The organism is Haloprofundus salinisoli (assembly GCF_020097815.1).
Lineage (GTDB): Archaea > Halobacteriota > Halobacteria > Halobacteriales > Haloferacaceae > Haloprofundus > Haloprofundus salinisoli.
In genome coordinates this window covers 47,532-63,498 of sequence record NZ_CP083664.1, presented here as the reverse complement: position 1 = coordinate 63,498, position 15,967 = coordinate 47,532, and the positions used below count along the sequence as shown (strand labels likewise).

The following is a 15,967-nucleotide window of genomic DNA, read 5'->3' as shown; positions in this document are numbered from 1 at the left end:
CTCAGTTACGGCCGGGCGTCTGCAGTTCTGCTTCGTCTTCGAGTTCGGGGCTGCTCCAGTAGGGATGAGTGTTGTTCTCGCGGTAGCACGCTGCCAGATGCTCATTGCTGATGCGTTGTGGCTCGGGAATTGACTCAACACAGACTTCTCGAGCATATGGGCAGCGGGTGTGGAATCGACAGCCGGTCGGCGGATTTTTCGGGTCGGGAATGTCGATTTTTCGCATTGGCAGTTCGTCGTCCATTTCATCGGGATAAAGGTCTGGGGTCGCCCATCGAAGTGCCTGCGTGTACGGGTGACGTGGGTCTTCGATAATTTGTTCTGCTGGACCGATTTCGACGAGTTTGCCGAGGTACATCACGCCGATGAGTCCGTCGGCCTTTTCGGCAAGATACCGTGCATTCGAAAGGTCGTGCGACACTGAAACGAACGAGGTGTTGAACTCATCGCGCAACTGCAAGAAGAGGTCCATCATGTCGATACGCAGTGAAACGTCAAGTGCCGAGATGGCCTCGTCGGCAAGGATGAGGTCTGGATTCATCAACAGCGCACGAATCAACGCGACACGCTGTTTCTCGCCGCCAGAGAGTTGGTGGGGATATCGGCCAGCGTAGTCGTGTGGTGGAGACATTCCAACAGTCTCAAGCATACCAAGGACCCTTGCTTGCCGGTCGTCCTTTGAAAGGCCGGGTTGCCACTTTCTAAGCGGTGCGGTGAGTGACTTCATCACCTTCACGTTCGGATTGAGCGAACTCCCTGGGTCCTGATGGATAATCTGGAGCGAACGTCGGATATCTGTGTAGGGAATCTCGACGTCGCCTTTCTTATCTTTCGCGTCCCAGATATCTTGTCCACGGTACGTTACTCGGCCGCCAGTTGGACGTTGCAGGCCGATCGCTGTTTTTCCAAGCGTTGTCTTTCCACACCCAGACTCGCCGACGAGTGCGATGACTTGCTTTTCAGGAATCTCCAGTGAGACACCATCGACTGCATAGACTGTCTCAGAGTCGCTAAACATGTTGAGCAACCCGCCGCCGTTCTCGAAGTGGACCTCAACATCTTCGAGTTTCAACAACGGCTCGCCTTTTGCGCTCATTGTTGTCTCCCCTCCGCACCGCTTATCGGGATTGCATCTTCGGACTGTTCCCAGTGGTAGCAGGCAGCCTGGTGGTCATCGTCAACGGTTCGGAACGGCGGTTCTGTCTCAACACACTCGTCGGTAGCGAGCGGACAACGTGGGTGATACGAACAACCGGTCGGCTGGTCGACAGGGTCAGGACTTGAACCTTCGATAGGACGCATTTCGTCGACTGCTGCTGCAAGGTTTGGTGTTGCGTTGAGCAGCGAACGAGTGTACGGATGGGCACCTCGATGAAGTATCTCCTCGGTCGGACCGACTTCGATGAATTCGAAGGCGTACATCACGGCAAGTCTATCGGCGAGTTCCGCAACAAGTGGGAGGTCGTGCGTGATGAAGATGAGTGTTATTTCGTACTTCTCTTGGACTTCCTTGAGGAGCTTGATGATCGAACGCTGCATCAACAAGTCGAGAGCAGCGGTTGGTTCGTCCATTACGAGTACACGCGGCTCAAGTACCATCGCAAGGGCGATGAGTGCCCGTTGCTTCATCCCACCTGAGAGTTCGTGTGGATGTGATTCGAGGACGCGCTCGGGGTCAAGATAGAGATCAGAGAGGAGCTCGTATGCGCGGTCCATGCCTTCATCGACCGGCATGTGGTGGGCCTTGAGTGTCTCCACGAAGTGAGCCCCGATACTCATCGTCGGATTCCAGGAACTCATTGCACCCTGGAACACCATCGAAATCTCTTCCCAGCGAATCGAGCGGAGTTCGTCGCTATCTAAATTGAGTAAGTCGACTGGCTGGCCTTTCTTCGGGTAGTACGTTATCTCGCCGGTTGTCACGCCAGGACTGACGACAGCATCAAGCAATGCTGAGGCGAACATTGATTTTCCGGATCCGCTCTCGCCGACGATTCCGAGTATCTCCTCTCGTTCGATGTCGAAACTCACGTCGTCGAGTACTACCGATTCTCCCCGGTCCATTCCAAATGAAACGCTCAGGTTCCGGATTTCGAGGATCGGGTCGCTCACGTTGATGTCTGTTTGATTTTCTTGTAGGCTCATTCGACACTCCCGCCGAATTCCTTCGGCAGTTTTTGGCCGGATAGTTGCGTTGGCCTCCCAATAGCTTGTGAGGGGTCCGGTAACCGAGACGCAGCATCGAGGTCACGGTCCATGTGCACTGTAGTAACAGGGTGTGTCAATTGCTAATATACCTTTTGGTGTGTTTGATTGATCTGACAGTATCGAGCGGTCAAACATCGAAACCACGCGACTGTTTGGATTCACTGTTCGCGGTTGTTGGTTGCGCTTCTCTGTATGGGAGTTTGTTAACGGCTGGGAGGTCCTCAGGAGCGATCTTCGCCAGTTCGCTCTCGTAGCGTTGCCCCCACCGGTTCTCCTTCAAGGTAATCTTCGACGGCGTCTTCTTTGACTGCGTCAGCCAAAATCTCCATACAATCTCGGTAGACCGAGAGCATGATTTCGACGTCCTCATCGCTGTGACTGTAAGACGGAAGGTGTCCGTCAGTGAAGAGGACGCCTCGTTTGTGAGCTTCCTGCATGAACAGACTCTTCGCCAGACGATCTGCGTTGCCGTCTTCGTCGCGGAACCACATCTTGAATCGTGGCGAGAAGCCGTTGACACCAGTCACGCCCTCAAGTCCGTACTCAGAGGCAAGCTCATCATACCCTTCGACGAGTTTGCTCCCCTGCTCGAAGATGTGTTCGTGAACGTTTTCGCGCTGTTGAACCTCGATTGCTGCCTTCGTCGCTGCAAGCGAGAGCGCTTCTCCTGCGTACGTCATCGAGTACACGAAGTCACTGTCCGAAATCGTACTCATGACATCGCTTCGACCGACGAGTGCCGAGATTGGGTAGCCGTTGGCCATGCCCTTTGCAAAGCACGCTAGATCCGGTTCGACGCCGAAGTACTGCTGTGCACCGCCGAGAGAGAACCGAAAGCCGGTGAGTATCTCGTCGAAGACGAGCACTGCACCTTCACGGTCAGCAATCTCACGTAACTGTTCGAGGAAGTCATCTTCGGGTGCATCGAGATTCACGGGCGTCGTCACGATAGCCGCGACATCGCCGGGGTTCTCATCGAAGATCCGTTCGAGGCTCTCAATGTCGTTGTACTCAAAGCGCTCGGTGTGTTTCCCAACGGCTTCGGGGACACCCCTGTTGAGGTTCGGGTGATCACCCATCCAGACATCTGTCCATCCGTGGTACCCTTGCGTTGCGATGACGTTGCGATCGGTGTGTGCTCGCGCTACTTTTGCGGCGAGTGTCGTAACGTCGTTGCCGTTCTTAGCGAAGCGCACCATCTCGGCACACGGAATAACTTCGGTCAATAATTCTGCGACTTCGACGTGGAGTGGATGCTCCATCGTGTACATCGTGCCATCGGTGAGTTGCTCGGTGACGGCTTCAGTTACAGCCGGGTAATTGTGACCGAGAAGGACGGGACCGAGCGCCATCACGCAGTCGATGTACTCGCTGCCATCAGCATCCCATACATGGCTGCCTTGTGCACGTTGGATGTGAGTAGGAGAAACGCCTTGAACGAACTGCGTCGGGCCTTTACTTGCAGTCTGTGTTGCACCAGGGATTACCTTCGATGCTCGCTCGGTGAGTTCACGTGACTGCTTAAGCGGCCTATCGTCTGTGTGAGACTGCAAACTCCGTACCATTATCAAACGGAGACAGAGTGTGACAAAATAAGTGCTTCGCTCACACGCCACATAGCAGTCCAAAAATCGAGGACGAACGCTTTGATCGTCGTTGTCAGTCGCGAAGCTCGTCTGCGTGTTCGTGAATTTTGTCCACTGCACGAGCGATGGTTCGGACGCCGTCCTCGCCTGCGAGCAGCACGTTGTGTGAAAGCGTCACGTTCGTCCGTCGAACCTCTTCGACACCAGGGAGATGCATGTGGCGGTATACTGGCAGGTCAGTACCTGGCGGCACCAGCGCACTCAGTTGCTCACGCGAAAATGCGGGTTGCTTGTACAACGGAAGCTCATAGCCAGTTCGTGCCGGAACACCTTCTGCATTGAGCGCCTCAATGAATCGGTCCCGGGAGACACCGCCGAATGCCTCTTCATCATACCGGAAGTTGAAGATACAGTACCCCCGCGCCGTGATACGGTCGTCCTCGGGCTTCGTCGAGATACCGTCGATATCCGAAAGCGCACTGATCAAGACCTTCTCGTTTCGTCGACGTCGCTCGTTTTCTTCAGGGAGTTTCTCTAATTGTGCGCTGAGCAACGCTCCCTGAAACTCTGAGAGCCGGTAGTTCGAAGACAGCATGTAATGTTTGTATCCTGGCTCACCAACCGCTCGGCCGATGTTGTGGACCTGTCTGGCTTCTTCGGCAAGTAGCTCATCGTCTGTGACAACGATACCACCCTCACCCGCTGGCAGTGACTTCGACTGCTGGAATGAGAACGTCCCGAACTCGCCGAACGTACCTACCTTCTGTCCTCGCCACTCTGAACCCTGTGCGTGTGCTGAGTCTTCAATGAGGAACAGCCCGTGCTCATCAGCGATGGCAGTGAGTTCATCCATATCCATTGGATAGCCTGCGAAATGGACACCGACGAGACCGACGGTCCGATCGGTGATGTTCTCTCGCACCGACTCGGGGTCCATGTTGTAGGTCTCTGGGTCGACGTCGACGAATCGAGGGACACCACCCATACAGGCGACGGCGCTTGCTGTTGCGATGAAGGTGTAGGCGGGGACCAACACTTCGTCGCCGGGCTTGAGTCCACATGCGCGCAGCGATAGTTCAATGGCGGTGGTACCATTTGAGACCGCAATTGCGTGTTCGGCGTCGTGGTATTCAGCGAACTCCGCCTCGAAGCGGTCAACCCAGTTCGCGCCGTCAGTAACCCGGCACCATCGCTCTGATTCAAGCGCATCGAGAACGTTCTCGCGGCTCTGTTCTGTACACTGTGGCCAGCGCGGGATCTCCAAGTCGGCTGCCGCCATGGACCCGCCGTTGAGTGCTAGTTTTGCCATAGGCTATCGAGTCACCCGTCTCCGGGTTTCGGTAAGTGATAACATCGTTCAATAGATGGGTATATTAGTAATTCGATAACCGACACGCATTAATCGAAACCCGGTTGAAGAGTCAGGTAGACGATTCCTCCGATTGGTCAAGTTCTGGAAGCGCACATCCCCCATTCTCGCTGAGCCGCTTTGTCTCATAGCTGCTGTCAGCGTCAGTATCGAAGTTCTCACCCGTCACGCTGAGGTTCGTATTGTAGACGCGAACAGCCGATCCGTTTAAATCGAACCCGTCGCGGCTTTCACCCGTTTGCTCGATACAGCAGTTCTCGAACGTCGCGTTGCGGTCGGTCAGGTTAACGACGGAGTCGTTCGACGCCGTTCCACTGACGTGGATGTTTTCGAAGCGCAGGTCCTCACCATCCGAGCGCGCCCAGATAGCGTGGCGTCCATCGGCGTTGATCTCGATACGGGTGTTAGAGACGTCGCCGGCGACGGACGTCTCGGGTCGGTAGAGGATACCGTTGCCCGACGGATGATTGAGAAGGATGTCACAGTTTGCGACATGGCCGTCGAAATCATGCCAGAGCCACACTGCACGACTGTTACCATATTCACCAGACCAAGGCAAAAGTGTCGCCCCGTCACCGTCGACGATGATGGTGCAGTTTTCGGCGTAGCTTCCAGGTGTTCCTAGTCGGATGTTCGAGACGTTGTTATTACGGAAGAAGCAGTTTTCAACACGAACTGGCCCGTTTCCTCGGCCGCCCGGACCTGAGGCGTAGATGCCATTGTCAGAGAAGCCTTCAAACGAACAGCGATTGATGGTCAATGCTCCTGAGTGGCTCCGATAGAGCCACATGCCACCTTTTCGGACTCGGTCTTTCGCGCCATCGGGGCACTGAACAGATTCAATTACACCTTCACCTTCGGGGCTGGTTACTGCGGCGAGCAAACAGAAGTTCGACCCGCCGTCAGCGTCGCGGACACCTTTGAAATGAACGTCCTTGACGAGGAAGTCATCATCGCTCTGGAAAGCGACTGAAGCGTCTGTCTCTGGCGCTGTGTAGTCGATGGTTACGTTCTCGAAGTGGACACCAGTCCCCCGCAGCGACAAGATGTAGTAATCATACCCATCCGGGACCGTGAACGTGACATCGCCTTCTCCAACCACTGCTGTGTTCTCGGCCTCGTAGAATCGCGAGAGTCTATCAAAGAGATAGACGCCTTCAGGGAAGACGACTTTCGTATTTTTCCCAACTGCCTCCTCGAACGCATCGTTAACTGATTCGTTCCCGGTTGGATCTGCATCGTAGTCCTCAACGATGTTTACGACCTTGTCGTACTGGTCGTCGTCACTACTGGAGATGCCGCTGGTTTCACCTACCGCAGATCCACTCGCCACAAACGCACTTGCGGACGCCGCTCCAAGTGCTCGGCAGAACGATCGTCGCCCGAGTTTTTGTTTCGTAGCCGTGAGAGCAGACTCGGCCTTCAGAGAGACTTTGTCACTATTCTCTGTCTCAGATAATTCTCTTTCTACAGTCATTCTTGTGTGACCGACTATCACACTGTGGCTAGAGTATTTAAATCTTTATCGGATTTTTATGTTTACTATAGTCATAGTTATTTCTTATCTTGAGTCAATGTCTTAGATAATATATTATAAGTATCTGGAGAATGCTTCTGTATCCTTCAGAAAAGTCCGCGAGCCGCCTTGGGGTCAAGCCCCAGGGCACTCGCTTGTTCATCTCTAGACTGAGGACTGGATTAGATGGAAGAGCAGTCGCTAATTGTGATTCGAAGTACGGTGGAGTGTTAAACTGCGTACAGCGAAACCCGACCGTGAAAATGGTGACTGACGAGTGAGGTGATTCGATAACCGTGAAGTCCTAATCAGACCTCTTTGGCTTTCACGAGACCACGGCGGACGTGTTCCCAGTACCCGCCGTAGGCTTGGTACCAAGCGTTGTGATCTCTCGAGGGCCACTCCCAGTTCTGGGTGTCTCCCCACATTGCCGACTCTGCACCGAACGTATCGATGAGCGGCAGGTCGTAGTTGAAGTACCATGCAAGGTCACGAACAACGGACTTCGTCTCATCCATCGTCTGTGCCGTTTTGAGGTCTTCAACTAACTGGTAGAGGTTGAGTTCTCTCCCCGAACCCTCAACTTCGAGTGCACCGACTTCTTCGGGAACCGTCGGAGTGAGCGGCCGCCCGTTCACCTGCGAGTGCGTTTCGCCATCTGCGAGCCACTGCTCGACTTCTCCACCGGTGCCGAGTCGCATCTTGTAGTGGTTGCTGTAGTCGTAGAAGTTGAGCGGTTCGTTAGACGCCCACCCATGGACGAACGGGAACACGTCACCATTCTCGGCGGCGAGGAAGTCTTGGTACCACGTCCCAGATTCTTTGGTAGTGAACTCAACATCAAAACCGAATCCGTTGAGTTGCTCTTGCATCGACTTGCCGTAGGCGGCCATCGTCTCAGTCGAATCCGTCGAGATGTGGAAATCAATGGCCTTACCGTCTTCATCGACCCACTTGCTGCCTTCCTTAGAGTATCCTTCCATCTCAAGGAACTGCGTCGCCTGTTCCTCGTTGGAGCCCATGTCGTACTGGATTAGATTGTCGATGAAATCGTTACCGAGGTACTGCGCTTCGAGGTGTCCTGGAAGCCCCGTCTGATTTTTCGCAACGAACTTGCGGTCGAAGATGTCCGCCATCTTGTCGAAATCCAATAGCGCAGTAAACGCACGTCTGACGCCTCTGCGAGCCAAGTGCTCGTTGTCGCCGTAGTTAAATACAAGCGACCGGCCGTTGATTCCCCTGACGTTCGAGAGCGTCTGGAGGTTATCGGGTGATGCACCCTGGAGATTTGAATCGAATTTCCCTCCGTCGAAGTCCACCTGATCATTAATGACTAACTGGTCACAAGAACCACCCCGACAGACTTTGAACGTCAGCGTGTCGAAGTTGACATCGTCAGCGAATGGATGCTGGTCGAACTTCTCTAAGACGACCTCCGTCTCGCTCCACTCCTTCAGTTTGAACGTTGAGTTTGCCAGACCTTCGTCTCTGAACTCTTGAGTGGAGACTTTGTGATCGGTCAGTTCGGCGATGACCTCGTCGCGCCCAGCCTGCGAAGAGACGTCTTGGAACTTTTCGAGCCACTCGCGGTTCTTATCACGTCGCGTCCATAGCCGGTTTTCTTCGACGCCGATAAGAATCGGGTTGAGCTCCTTTTTCCGCTTTGCGACCATGGTGTAGTCGTCAACGAGCTCGTGAGACTCAATGTCGCTCCCTTCGGGATCCATCAGGCGGTCGATTTCCTGCTGGTTGTAGTAGTCCTCAGCGGTAACCGGCGTCCCGTCGTGCCAGTAGAAGTCTTCTTTGAACTTGTACGTCATTTCAAGAGCTTCTTTGTCGTAGCTCAAATCTTCGAGGAGCCAATTGTAGGTATCACCTGTGATGTAGTTGCTCTGGAGGTACGCGAAGAACCATCGCGAGAAGGCGATATTTCGTGAGTAGCGGTTCCAGTTGATGTCTTCAAGTAGCTCTTCGGTGCTACTTTTTAACGTCGACTCGGCTAACTCAATGGTTTGATTCGTCTCACCGTTGTCGGTACTACTTCCACCGGTACCGTTGGTATCGGTTGAATTTCCGTCTGGGTCTGCAGCTTGGTCATTTTGCCCACCACACCCGGCAAGTCCGGCGGCAAGGCCCGTTGACAATGCAAGCATTTTTCGCCGAGACACGTAGCTACGGCGTCCCTGATCTAACGACTTGTCTGACATACTCTACCAAAGAAGACAAGCAACCCTACATATAGTTATCTGATATTACGTCTATATATACATCAGAAATAAATTATTGTTTGATATTCATCTTTTCCTAAACAGGTTGTACCTTCGAGATAGATTCACTACTTAGATTGTGTGACGAGGCCCCTTCTCAACGAACAGGCGAAGCAAGGAGGATTTGGTGATTCACTCTTCAACTCTGTATGCGGCCCGTTCTTCGAGGTGAGCGTTCGCCCACAAGAGCGCATAGGCCAAAATACTAGCAAAGAGGGCTGTCAACCCGAAAATTCCCAACATCCCCGCGACAACACCGTAGTCCGAACCCAATATTGCTTCTACAAAAGCAGTGTCGAGAATTGCTGCGACCAGCAGGAGTCCGACGCCCAAGAGTCCGACATTAAGCAACACTGAGGACTTGAGCGCTAATACAATCCGCTCTGAAAGGCTTCTTTCGGTCGATCCGTATCGCTTAGGTCTGTGAGCCTCTTCTGCCATACTGTCTGCAGACAAGTGGCTTCCCTAATAAAAGTTTGTGTGAGGTACCCACACAATCGACTGTGGCCATCATCGACTGTGTGAGTTGAAAAGACGATTCTCCTTTCTATCACCCGAAGCTTTATTGTGCATCTGCGTGCGGATTGGGTATGAATCGGAGAAGCTTCCTCTGCGCTGGTAGTGCACTCACCGTGGCGGCGGTGTCAGGCTGCGTTGGACGAAGTCTCGATGAAGTACAAACAGCCGAAGCGTCCAGTGGATCTTCAACTCAAGATAGTACCGACGTTGACAACAACCCTGACGGGGTAGACGAGGAGACAATCAGTGTTGGAGAAGACTCGTTCGGACCAAGTCGAGTGATACTCAACGTCGGTGGCTCAGTTACGTGGACAAATGAGAGCGATGTCGAACACAGTGTTACCAGCTACGCGTACTCATCCGATGCTGCAGACTGGAGCATTGATCAACAACTCGAAGCTGGGGGGTCGGCTACCCACACGTTTGACCAAGCGGGAATCTACCAATACTACAGCACTGCTTTGGGGACGTTCCAGATGTGCGGGGTAGTATTCGTCGGGAACGTCGATACTGGCTGGAATAACCCCTGCTTAAACGAGTAACTACGAGAAACGCCGGCGGAGTCGTTTTTGAACGCACCTAGAATTCGTTGAGTACCGTCTCTCTACTCGGAATCCTCATCGGCGCCATTCTTCTTCGAGTTGTCCACACCGACGAGCCAATAACCCGAAGACAGTCGTAAACACGATAAGTCCTGCAAGATTGAGCTGTGCGACGACATACGACGCTGTTCCGGGGCTGAGAACAAAGAGTGAGGCAATCGTTACAAGCAAAAAGAGCAAACAAAGCGCGAAGAGCGCTCGAATCATTCCAGCGAACTCGCAGACGATGTCCAGAAACCGCTTTCCAGATTCGTTACTCATTCGCCGAATGCCTCCCACGAGATAGCTGTAGTCAACTGGGACGTACATTTGATATAGACGGTCATCGTTCGAGCGTACTCATCCACGCAGTGAATAAGTAGTTTCTGCCGCCTGCTAATGTTCGAAAAGAGGCGTTTGGCTACTCGACTACCGCTGGGTTCGTGGAGTCGCCATCGTCACCTGAGCGCTGGTGCCGCGCTCGAAGTCGCGGATTGAAGATTCGATCCATTCCCTGTGAGAATAGGATAAGCCCCAGAGAGAGCAACAGTAGCACGAGCATCGGGAACCAGAGCCAGTGCCCAGAAAGCATCGGATTAGACACTGCCCCGTTTGAGTACGCCATATTCATCATCACACCCCAGTTGAGGGTTGTAAACGGAAGGATCCCCAGGAAGTAGAGACCCACAGACTCGTAAATAATCGACCGAGCAGCCCCTGCGGAATTGATTGTGATGTACGGCATCAGTTGGGGGATAATATCTCGGCGGAGTATCTCTGGAGAGCCGAATCCCATGGCACGCGAGGCCTCAACGTAGGATTCCTCTCTGATGGTCAGCACTTGCGACCGAAGACGTCGGGCGAGACCTGGCCAGTTGTCTATCGCAAGGATAAACCCAACGACGTAGGGATTTTCAGGTTGGTAAATCGCCGCGAGAACGACGATTAGTGGGAGTCCCGGCATCGTGAGGACGATGTCGGTCAGCGTCATGAGAACGTCGTCGACTCGACCACCTTTGTAACCGGCAGTGGTTCCAATGACGATCCCGATACTCATTGCGACGACTGCTCCTGCAAACGCCATTTTGAGCATTGCGGGGGTAGCGTGAACGATTTGTGCGCCGATAGGCATCCCGAGACCGTCGGTTCCGAGGATGAATTTGGTACTCTGGAATGGCCCAATGAACTTGGGGTAATCACCTATCTGTGGCCGTTCAACAATGAACGGACCGACGACACCCATCAAAATGATGAACAGGAGGATACTGATGCCGATCCGTGCGCGGATGTCCTCCCAGATGATTTTTGCGGTGACTACAACTGTATCATAGTACCACCGCTCAAGCCGCTCCTGCCGACTAAGCGGCTCGGAATGGGCCTCACTTACTCGTTCGAACACCGACGCCTCTGCCGGTCTATTTTCTTCGGAATTGAATTCACTCATGATAGGTCACTCAGTAGCTTTCTTTCCCCTTTTCGGACGCACGTGGATCGACCAATCCGTATGTGAGATCGGCTAAGAGAATACCGATAACAGTGATGACGGTGAAGAAGATGAACGCGCCCATCAGTAACGGGTAATCGCGGTTCATCAGCGCGTCGTACGTATACCACCCCACACCTGGGTACGTGAATATCGTCTCCATGATGATGCTGCTGCCGAACAACGATGCGATGCTCATCATGATACCCGTGTAGAGTGGAAGAATGGCGTTTCGGCCGACGTAGTACGTGGCAATTCGATTGCTGCTAATCCCACGGAGGCGTGCGACCCGGACGAAGTCCTCTCCGATAATACGAATGGCATTTCCGCGGAGGCCGAGTGCACTTCCACCAAATCCAAGGATGAATCCCGTCAAGATAGGTAGTGTCGCATGGTGAGCTACACTCGTCATGAAGGGTATATTCAATCCGGGAGTGAGACTCGAGTCGTAGTGGCCACCAGTCGGGAACCACCCGAATTGAAACGCCAGAAACGACAGCATCAAAATTGCACCAACGTAGTACGGAACCGACTGAATGACGATGATGATGCCGGTCATTACTTTGTCGAACCGGCTTCCCTCGTAGTATGCCATCAGAGAGCCGAAGATGATGGTCATGCTGATGCCGGTGATGAGGCCATAGACGCTCACGAACACAGACCAGGGCATCGCACGGAACAAGAGATAAAAGACGGGCTGGTCGTGCCAGATCGACTCACCAAAGTCCTGGTAGAGGATAATGTCTCGGAGGTACTCGAAGTATGCGATGTGTATTGGTTGGTTTGGTTCAATACCCGTGTATATCCGTACTAAGCGGTCGACCTGTTCGGGACTTCGCTCGGAGCCACCGAATCCGAGATTGCCGCCGCTCATTAATTGAGCCTGCATCTGCTGGATTGGGTTTCCAGGCATCATCCGGTAGAGCACGAATGTAATCGTGATTACCGCGAATAATGTCAGGGCGGCTTGCCCGAAGCGCTTCACGTAGTAATTCATTCCAACCAGCCATTTTCCGAACTCCGTCTTATATCTTGTGGCGGTATAGCATCCCATCCCAGAATTCGAGTCGTAAGTCGAGAGAGCAAACTGAGGTCGAGCTTCAGTCTCAATCATAGACACGATGGCAAAACCGTGTTTAGTAACTCCAAAAATCGTCGTTGAACGAAACCAACGAGGAGAAGAAAGCTTACAAGAAGGGAATTTGTTCCAAGCACCGCTAGGTGACCGTATCTAAATGAGTGACAGATTCACGAGAATAAATGAATGAAGCGTCGTATCCGTTGTGCACACTCGTTTCGAGATTCCTGAACGGTTCTACCGGAGAAATCGAGTGTGTTTTGTCTTTCCAAACAAATCTGGGTATGCTCATGCATGGCATGGCATGGTTATTGGCCATTACACCACTAGATCTGTAATACTTCGACGAGTAAAATCGGATTCTCAGTGCACAGGTAGCCGTCTGAGGTGCCGTTCTACTGCACAGTACTCCTGAAGCCGACCTCCCCTCAGTGCCCCTCCCCCACGCAGTCTGTCGATTACCTTCATTAGGGTTGTTTCGAATGAGAAAACACCTGGGCAAAAGATTGTGAAGAATCTGGGCGGACCCCCGCAAGCCAGAGGACCGAAAAAGCATTATACGGAATCAGCAACAAGTGATGTGGTATGCGAACAGTCCGCTTTCGTGATGAGATGGGTATCGCCCGAACCGGCGAATTGATTGAGAACACGATTATTGCTGGTTCAAAGTCATACGACCCGGAATCCATTGATTACCTCCCACCGTGTGAGCCGACGAAAATTATCTGTCAAGCCGGCGGCTACATGGACCACCGCGAGGAATCCGGATTCGAGGACCGACCAGAACGCCCGGAGTTGTTCCTCAAAGGCCCGAACTGTGTATCTGGACACGGTGACGCCATTGAGCTTCCCCCCGGGCGAGAAACCGTTGACTTCGAGGGGGAATTTGCGGTGGTCATCGGCGAACAATGCCGCGCGGTCACCGAAGAAGATGCAATACAGTACGTTGCGGGATACACTTGCGTCAACGACGTCTCGAACCGCGATGACCAGAATCAAGAGCGAAATTGGGTTCGTGGGAAGGCTTTCGATGGATCGCTTCCAATAGGTCCCGTCCTCGCTTCACCAGACGAAATCCCCGGGGATGCAACGCTCACACTCCGTCATAACGGCAAGGTAAAACAAGAAACCTCGCTCAAATCGATGATCTTCTCGGTTGAAGAGCTCGTCGCAAACATCTCTGAGCTCATTACGCTTGAACCGGGAGACGTTATCGCCACTGGTACACCATACGGCCCCGATTCGTTAGCTGAAGGTGACGTTGTGGAAGTCGAATTTGAGGGGGTTGGGACATTGCGAAATCACGTGACGACAAGATAGCTCAGTCAGCCTGCTTCACTGGGCCCCCGCTTCTTCAGATATGCTCGAAAGCGGTTTCTCTCCTCAATTATCCCACATCTGACCAGAATGGCTGACGGTCACCCATAGAACCATATACTTTCGGCAGAATCGACATCGCGAGAGACTACCATGGCAGCGGTGAAATTACAAGATATCAAAAATGCAGCAGCCTGTTTCGACGAAGGGATAGTTAACTGGACTCCCGTCAGCGTGAGTCGTTCGCTCGGTGAGCGTGCGAATACGAACTCGTCCAGCTCAACTGACGACAACACTTATTATCGAAATAGATGACGAAGAGACATACTATCATGGCAGATTCACCCCTTCGCGTACTTGTTATCGGCGCTCATCCTGACGACTGTGATCTTCGCGCTGGCGGTGTTGCCTGCAAATACGCCGCTCGTGGAGATGAGGTACTGTTTGTATCTATGACGGACGGTACTGGCGGTCACCACAAACAAGGCGGTGCAACGTTGGCTCGTCGTCGGAAGGCAGAAGCAGAGGCTGCTGCAGCTGTCGCCGGGATTGAGTACCGTATTTTCGATAATCCGGATGGAAAACTGCAACCGACATTGGCCAATCGAGAGGAAATCATCCGTCTCATCCGGACGTATGACCCTGATATCGTCTTTACTCACCGTCCCAACGATTACCATCCTGACCACCGCTACACTTCACGTCTCGTTCAGGATGCAGCGTACATGGTCACTGTTCCAAACATCTGTCCAAACACCTCCGAGCTTGACTCTGATCCGGTTATCGTCTATTTGCACGATGAGTTCGAGAAGCCAGTGCCGTTTTCGCCCGATATAGTACTCTCCATAGACGACGTTGCCGACCAGCAATTCGAGATGCTCGATTGTCATGAGTCACAGATGTACGAGTGGCTTCCCTATACCGCAGATATGCTTGAGGAAGTGCCGAACGATACGGAGTCACGTCGTGAGTGGCTTCGAGGTGGCGAACTCCCGACTGTTGCACGGCTCAAGCGTGTCGCCGACCAATATCGGGATGCACTCATTGAGAAATACGGTGAGAGTCAAGGTGAGAGTGTCGTCTATGCTGAGGCGTTTGAAGGATGTGAGTATGGGCGACCACTAACTGACGAGAATATTGACGAACTGTTTCCCTTCGAGTAGACCGCAACTCAGAAACGGTCTACAGCGACGTAGCGTTGATTTCGATAACGTTGACCGCGTGTCGAAGTTCAGATGCGACAGTTTCGATGTGTTCGTCGTCCATTCGACTCGTTGGCCCGATAACGCTGATTGCGCCGTAGACGTCGCCACTTTGGCTTCGGATCGGAGCACCGACCCCGACCAATCCAGGAATGGTCTCACCATGGTTGTACGCTAACCCATTTTGACGAACCTCCTGTAGCTCATCAAGCAAACGTTCCTTGTCCGTGATAGTGCGGTCTGTGATCTGTTCGAAGTCGACTGTGTCAAGGAATTCGTCAACCTCGTCAACTGGTTTGTGAGCCAGTATTGCTTTGCCTACGGCTGTGTGGTAGAGGTCATTGCGGTGACCAACGCGGAGTTCAGTTCGAACTGCTTGTTCACCACGGGCTGTGTGTAGACAGATTCCTTTGTATTCTTCTTCGACGGTAAACAGCGCAACCTCTCCGGTCGAGTCTGCCAGATTATTGACCTCGTCTTTTGCGAGGTGGTAGATTGGATTTTGGTCGCGGACACGTTGGCCCACGTCGACGAACCGAAGTCCGAGTTTGTACTTCTCTTTCTCTTTTACGACGTAGCCTTGCTGTCGAAGGGTTGCGAGGTGACAGTGGACAGTGCCTTTCGTCACGCCAACTGCGTTGGAAATCTCTGTGACACCCACAGGTGACTCTTCCTGTAGAAAGTCGACAATCTGCAAGGCTGTTTGAACCGCCTTGACCGGGTTGCGGGCACTTTGTGGCATTTACCGGAGTGATTGAGTCTCTCTATCATAAGTGTTTGGGAATGCCAAACAACAACAGGCCGGGATATCTACTTTCAGATGACCCCTGAGACGAGTTCG

General features: G+C 53.0%; 13 protein-coding genes. 3 read left to right on the top strand and 10 right to left on the bottom strand.

Features of this window, described 5'->3' with window-relative positions:
* Position 1 precedes the first annotated feature (1 nt).
* From LAQ73_RS17710 to LAQ73_RS15980, 7 genes are all read right to left on the bottom strand, one after another.
* Positions 2-1,096, bottom strand: a complete 1,095-nt coding sequence (locus tag LAQ73_RS17710; RefSeq protein ID WP_317988523.1) for an ABC transporter ATP-binding protein — start codon at positions 1,094-1,096, stop codon at positions 2-4.
* Positions 1,093-2,145, bottom strand: coding sequence for an ABC transporter ATP-binding protein (locus tag LAQ73_RS17705; protein WP_317988522.1), 1,053 nt, complete (start codon positions 2,143-2,145; stop codon positions 1,093-1,095). Before LAQ73_RS17705 ends, LAQ73_RS17710 begins: the two co-directional genes overlap by 4 nt.
* A 284-nt stretch (positions 2,146-2,429) precedes the next feature.
* The gene (locus tag LAQ73_RS16000) at positions 2,430-3,773 is read right to left on the bottom strand and encodes an aspartate aminotransferase family protein (protein ID WP_224270995.1); all 1,344 of its coding nucleotides are present in this window, start codon (positions 3,771-3,773) and stop codon (positions 2,430-2,432) included.
* A 94-nt stretch (positions 3,774-3,867) separates the two neighbouring features.
* The gene (locus LAQ73_RS15995; RefSeq protein WP_224270994.1) at positions 3,868-5,103 is read right to left on the bottom strand and encodes a DegT/DnrJ/EryC1/StrS family aminotransferase; all 1,236 of its coding nucleotides are present in this window, start codon (positions 5,101-5,103) and stop codon (positions 3,868-3,870) included.
* Positions 5,104-5,215: 112 nt separating this feature from the next.
* Positions 5,216-6,640 carry a right-handed parallel beta-helix repeat-containing protein gene (locus LAQ73_RS15990; RefSeq protein ID WP_224270993.1) on the bottom strand — a complete coding sequence of 475 codons (1,425 nt, stop codon included), beginning with the start codon at positions 6,638-6,640 and terminating at the stop codon, positions 5,216-5,218.
* 347 nt (positions 6,641-6,987) lie between these two features.
* Entirely contained in the window at positions 6,988-8,886 is a 1,899-nt protein-coding gene (locus LAQ73_RS15985) for an ABC transporter substrate-binding protein (RefSeq protein WP_224270992.1), read from the bottom strand.
* A gap of 192 nt (positions 8,887-9,078) precedes the next feature.
* A complete protein-coding gene (locus LAQ73_RS15980; protein WP_224270991.1) occupies positions 9,079-9,387 on the bottom strand; it encodes a hypothetical protein in 309 nt (102 codons plus the stop codon).
* Between the two features lie 149 nt (positions 9,388-9,536).
* Here LAQ73_RS15980 and LAQ73_RS15975 point away from each other — a divergent pair, with 149 nt between their 5' ends.
* Positions 9,537-10,007, top strand: a complete 471-nt coding sequence (locus LAQ73_RS15975) for a cupredoxin domain-containing protein (RefSeq protein WP_224270990.1) — start codon at positions 9,537-9,539, stop codon at positions 10,005-10,007.
* 460 nt (positions 10,008-10,467) lie between these two features.
* Here the strand turns inward: LAQ73_RS15975 and LAQ73_RS15970 are convergent, their stop codons facing one another.
* Together LAQ73_RS15970 and LAQ73_RS15965 are read right to left on the bottom strand one after the other, a co-directional pair.
* On the bottom strand, positions 10,468-11,490 hold the full coding sequence (locus tag LAQ73_RS15970; RefSeq protein WP_224270989.1) for an ABC transporter permease: 1,023 nt from the start codon (positions 11,488-11,490) through the stop codon (positions 10,468-10,470).
* 10 nt (positions 11,491-11,500) lie between these two features.
* Positions 11,501-12,643: an ABC transporter permease gene (locus tag LAQ73_RS15965; RefSeq protein ID WP_317988521.1), complete on the bottom strand. Its 1,143-nt coding sequence runs from the start codon at positions 12,641-12,643 to the stop codon at positions 11,501-11,503.
* Between the two features lie 549 nt (positions 12,644-13,192).
* On the opposite strand from LAQ73_RS15965, the gene LAQ73_RS15960 reads away from it, so the two are divergent.
* Both LAQ73_RS15960 and LAQ73_RS15955 read left to right on the top strand, forming a co-directional pair.
* A complete protein-coding gene (locus LAQ73_RS15960; protein WP_224270988.1) occupies positions 13,193-13,927 on the top strand; it encodes a fumarylacetoacetate hydrolase family protein in 735 nt (244 codons plus the stop codon).
* Between the two features lie 329 nt (positions 13,928-14,256).
* On the top strand, positions 14,257-15,087 hold the full coding sequence (locus LAQ73_RS15955; RefSeq protein WP_224270987.1) for a PIG-L deacetylase family protein: 831 nt from the start codon (positions 14,257-14,259) through the stop codon (positions 15,085-15,087).
* Between the two features lie 19 nt (positions 15,088-15,106).
* Here the strand turns inward: LAQ73_RS15955 and LAQ73_RS15950 are convergent, their stop codons facing one another.
* Positions 15,107-15,868 carry an IclR family transcriptional regulator gene (locus LAQ73_RS15950; protein ID WP_224270986.1) on the bottom strand — a complete coding sequence of 254 codons (762 nt, stop codon included), beginning with the start codon at positions 15,866-15,868 and terminating at the stop codon, positions 15,107-15,109.
* Positions 15,869-15,967: the final 99 nt, after the last annotated feature.

Bases quoted from the DNA above. Each gene is read 5' to 3' on its own strand.
- LAQ73_RS17710 (WP_317988523.1), bottom strand. From the start codon at position 1,096: ATGAGCGCAAAAGGCGAGCCGTTGTTGAAACTCGAAGATGTTGAGGTC.
- LAQ73_RS17705 (WP_317988522.1), bottom strand. From the start codon at position 2,145: ATGAGCCTACAAGAAAATCAAACAGACATCAACGTGAGCGACCCGATC.
- LAQ73_RS16000 (WP_224270995.1), bottom strand. From the start codon at position 3,773: ATGGTACGGAGTTTGCAGTCTCACACAGACGATAGGCCGCTTAAGCAG.
- LAQ73_RS15995 (WP_224270994.1), bottom strand. From the start codon at position 5,103: ATGGCAAAACTAGCACTCAACGGCGGGTCCATGGCGGCAGCCGACTTG.
- LAQ73_RS15990 (WP_224270993.1), bottom strand. From the start codon at position 6,640: ATGACTGTAGAAAGAGAATTATCTGAGACAGAGAATAGTGACAAAGTC.
- LAQ73_RS15985 (WP_224270992.1), bottom strand. From the start codon at position 8,886: ATGTCAGACAAGTCGTTAGATCAGGGACGCCGTAGCTACGTGTCTCGG.
- LAQ73_RS15980 (WP_224270991.1), bottom strand. From the start codon at position 9,387: ATGGCAGAAGAGGCTCACAGACCTAAGCGATACGGATCGACCGAAAGA.
- LAQ73_RS15975 (WP_224270990.1), top strand. From the start codon at position 9,537: ATGAATCGGAGAAGCTTCCTCTGCGCTGGTAGTGCACTCACCGTGGCG.
- LAQ73_RS15970 (WP_224270989.1), bottom strand. From the start codon at position 11,490: ATGAGTGAATTCAATTCCGAAGAAAATAGACCGGCAGAGGCGTCGGTG.
- LAQ73_RS15965 (WP_317988521.1), bottom strand. From the start codon at position 12,643: ATGATTGAGACTGAAGCTCGACCTCAGTTTGCTCTCTCGACTTACGAC.
- LAQ73_RS15960 (WP_224270988.1), top strand. From the start codon at position 13,193: ATGCGAACAGTCCGCTTTCGTGATGAGATGGGTATCGCCCGAACCGGC.
- LAQ73_RS15955 (WP_224270987.1), top strand. From the start codon at position 14,257: ATGGCAGATTCACCCCTTCGCGTACTTGTTATCGGCGCTCATCCTGAC.
- LAQ73_RS15950 (WP_224270986.1), bottom strand. From the start codon at position 15,868: ATGCCACAAAGTGCCCGCAACCCGGTCAAGGCGGTTCAAACAGCCTTG.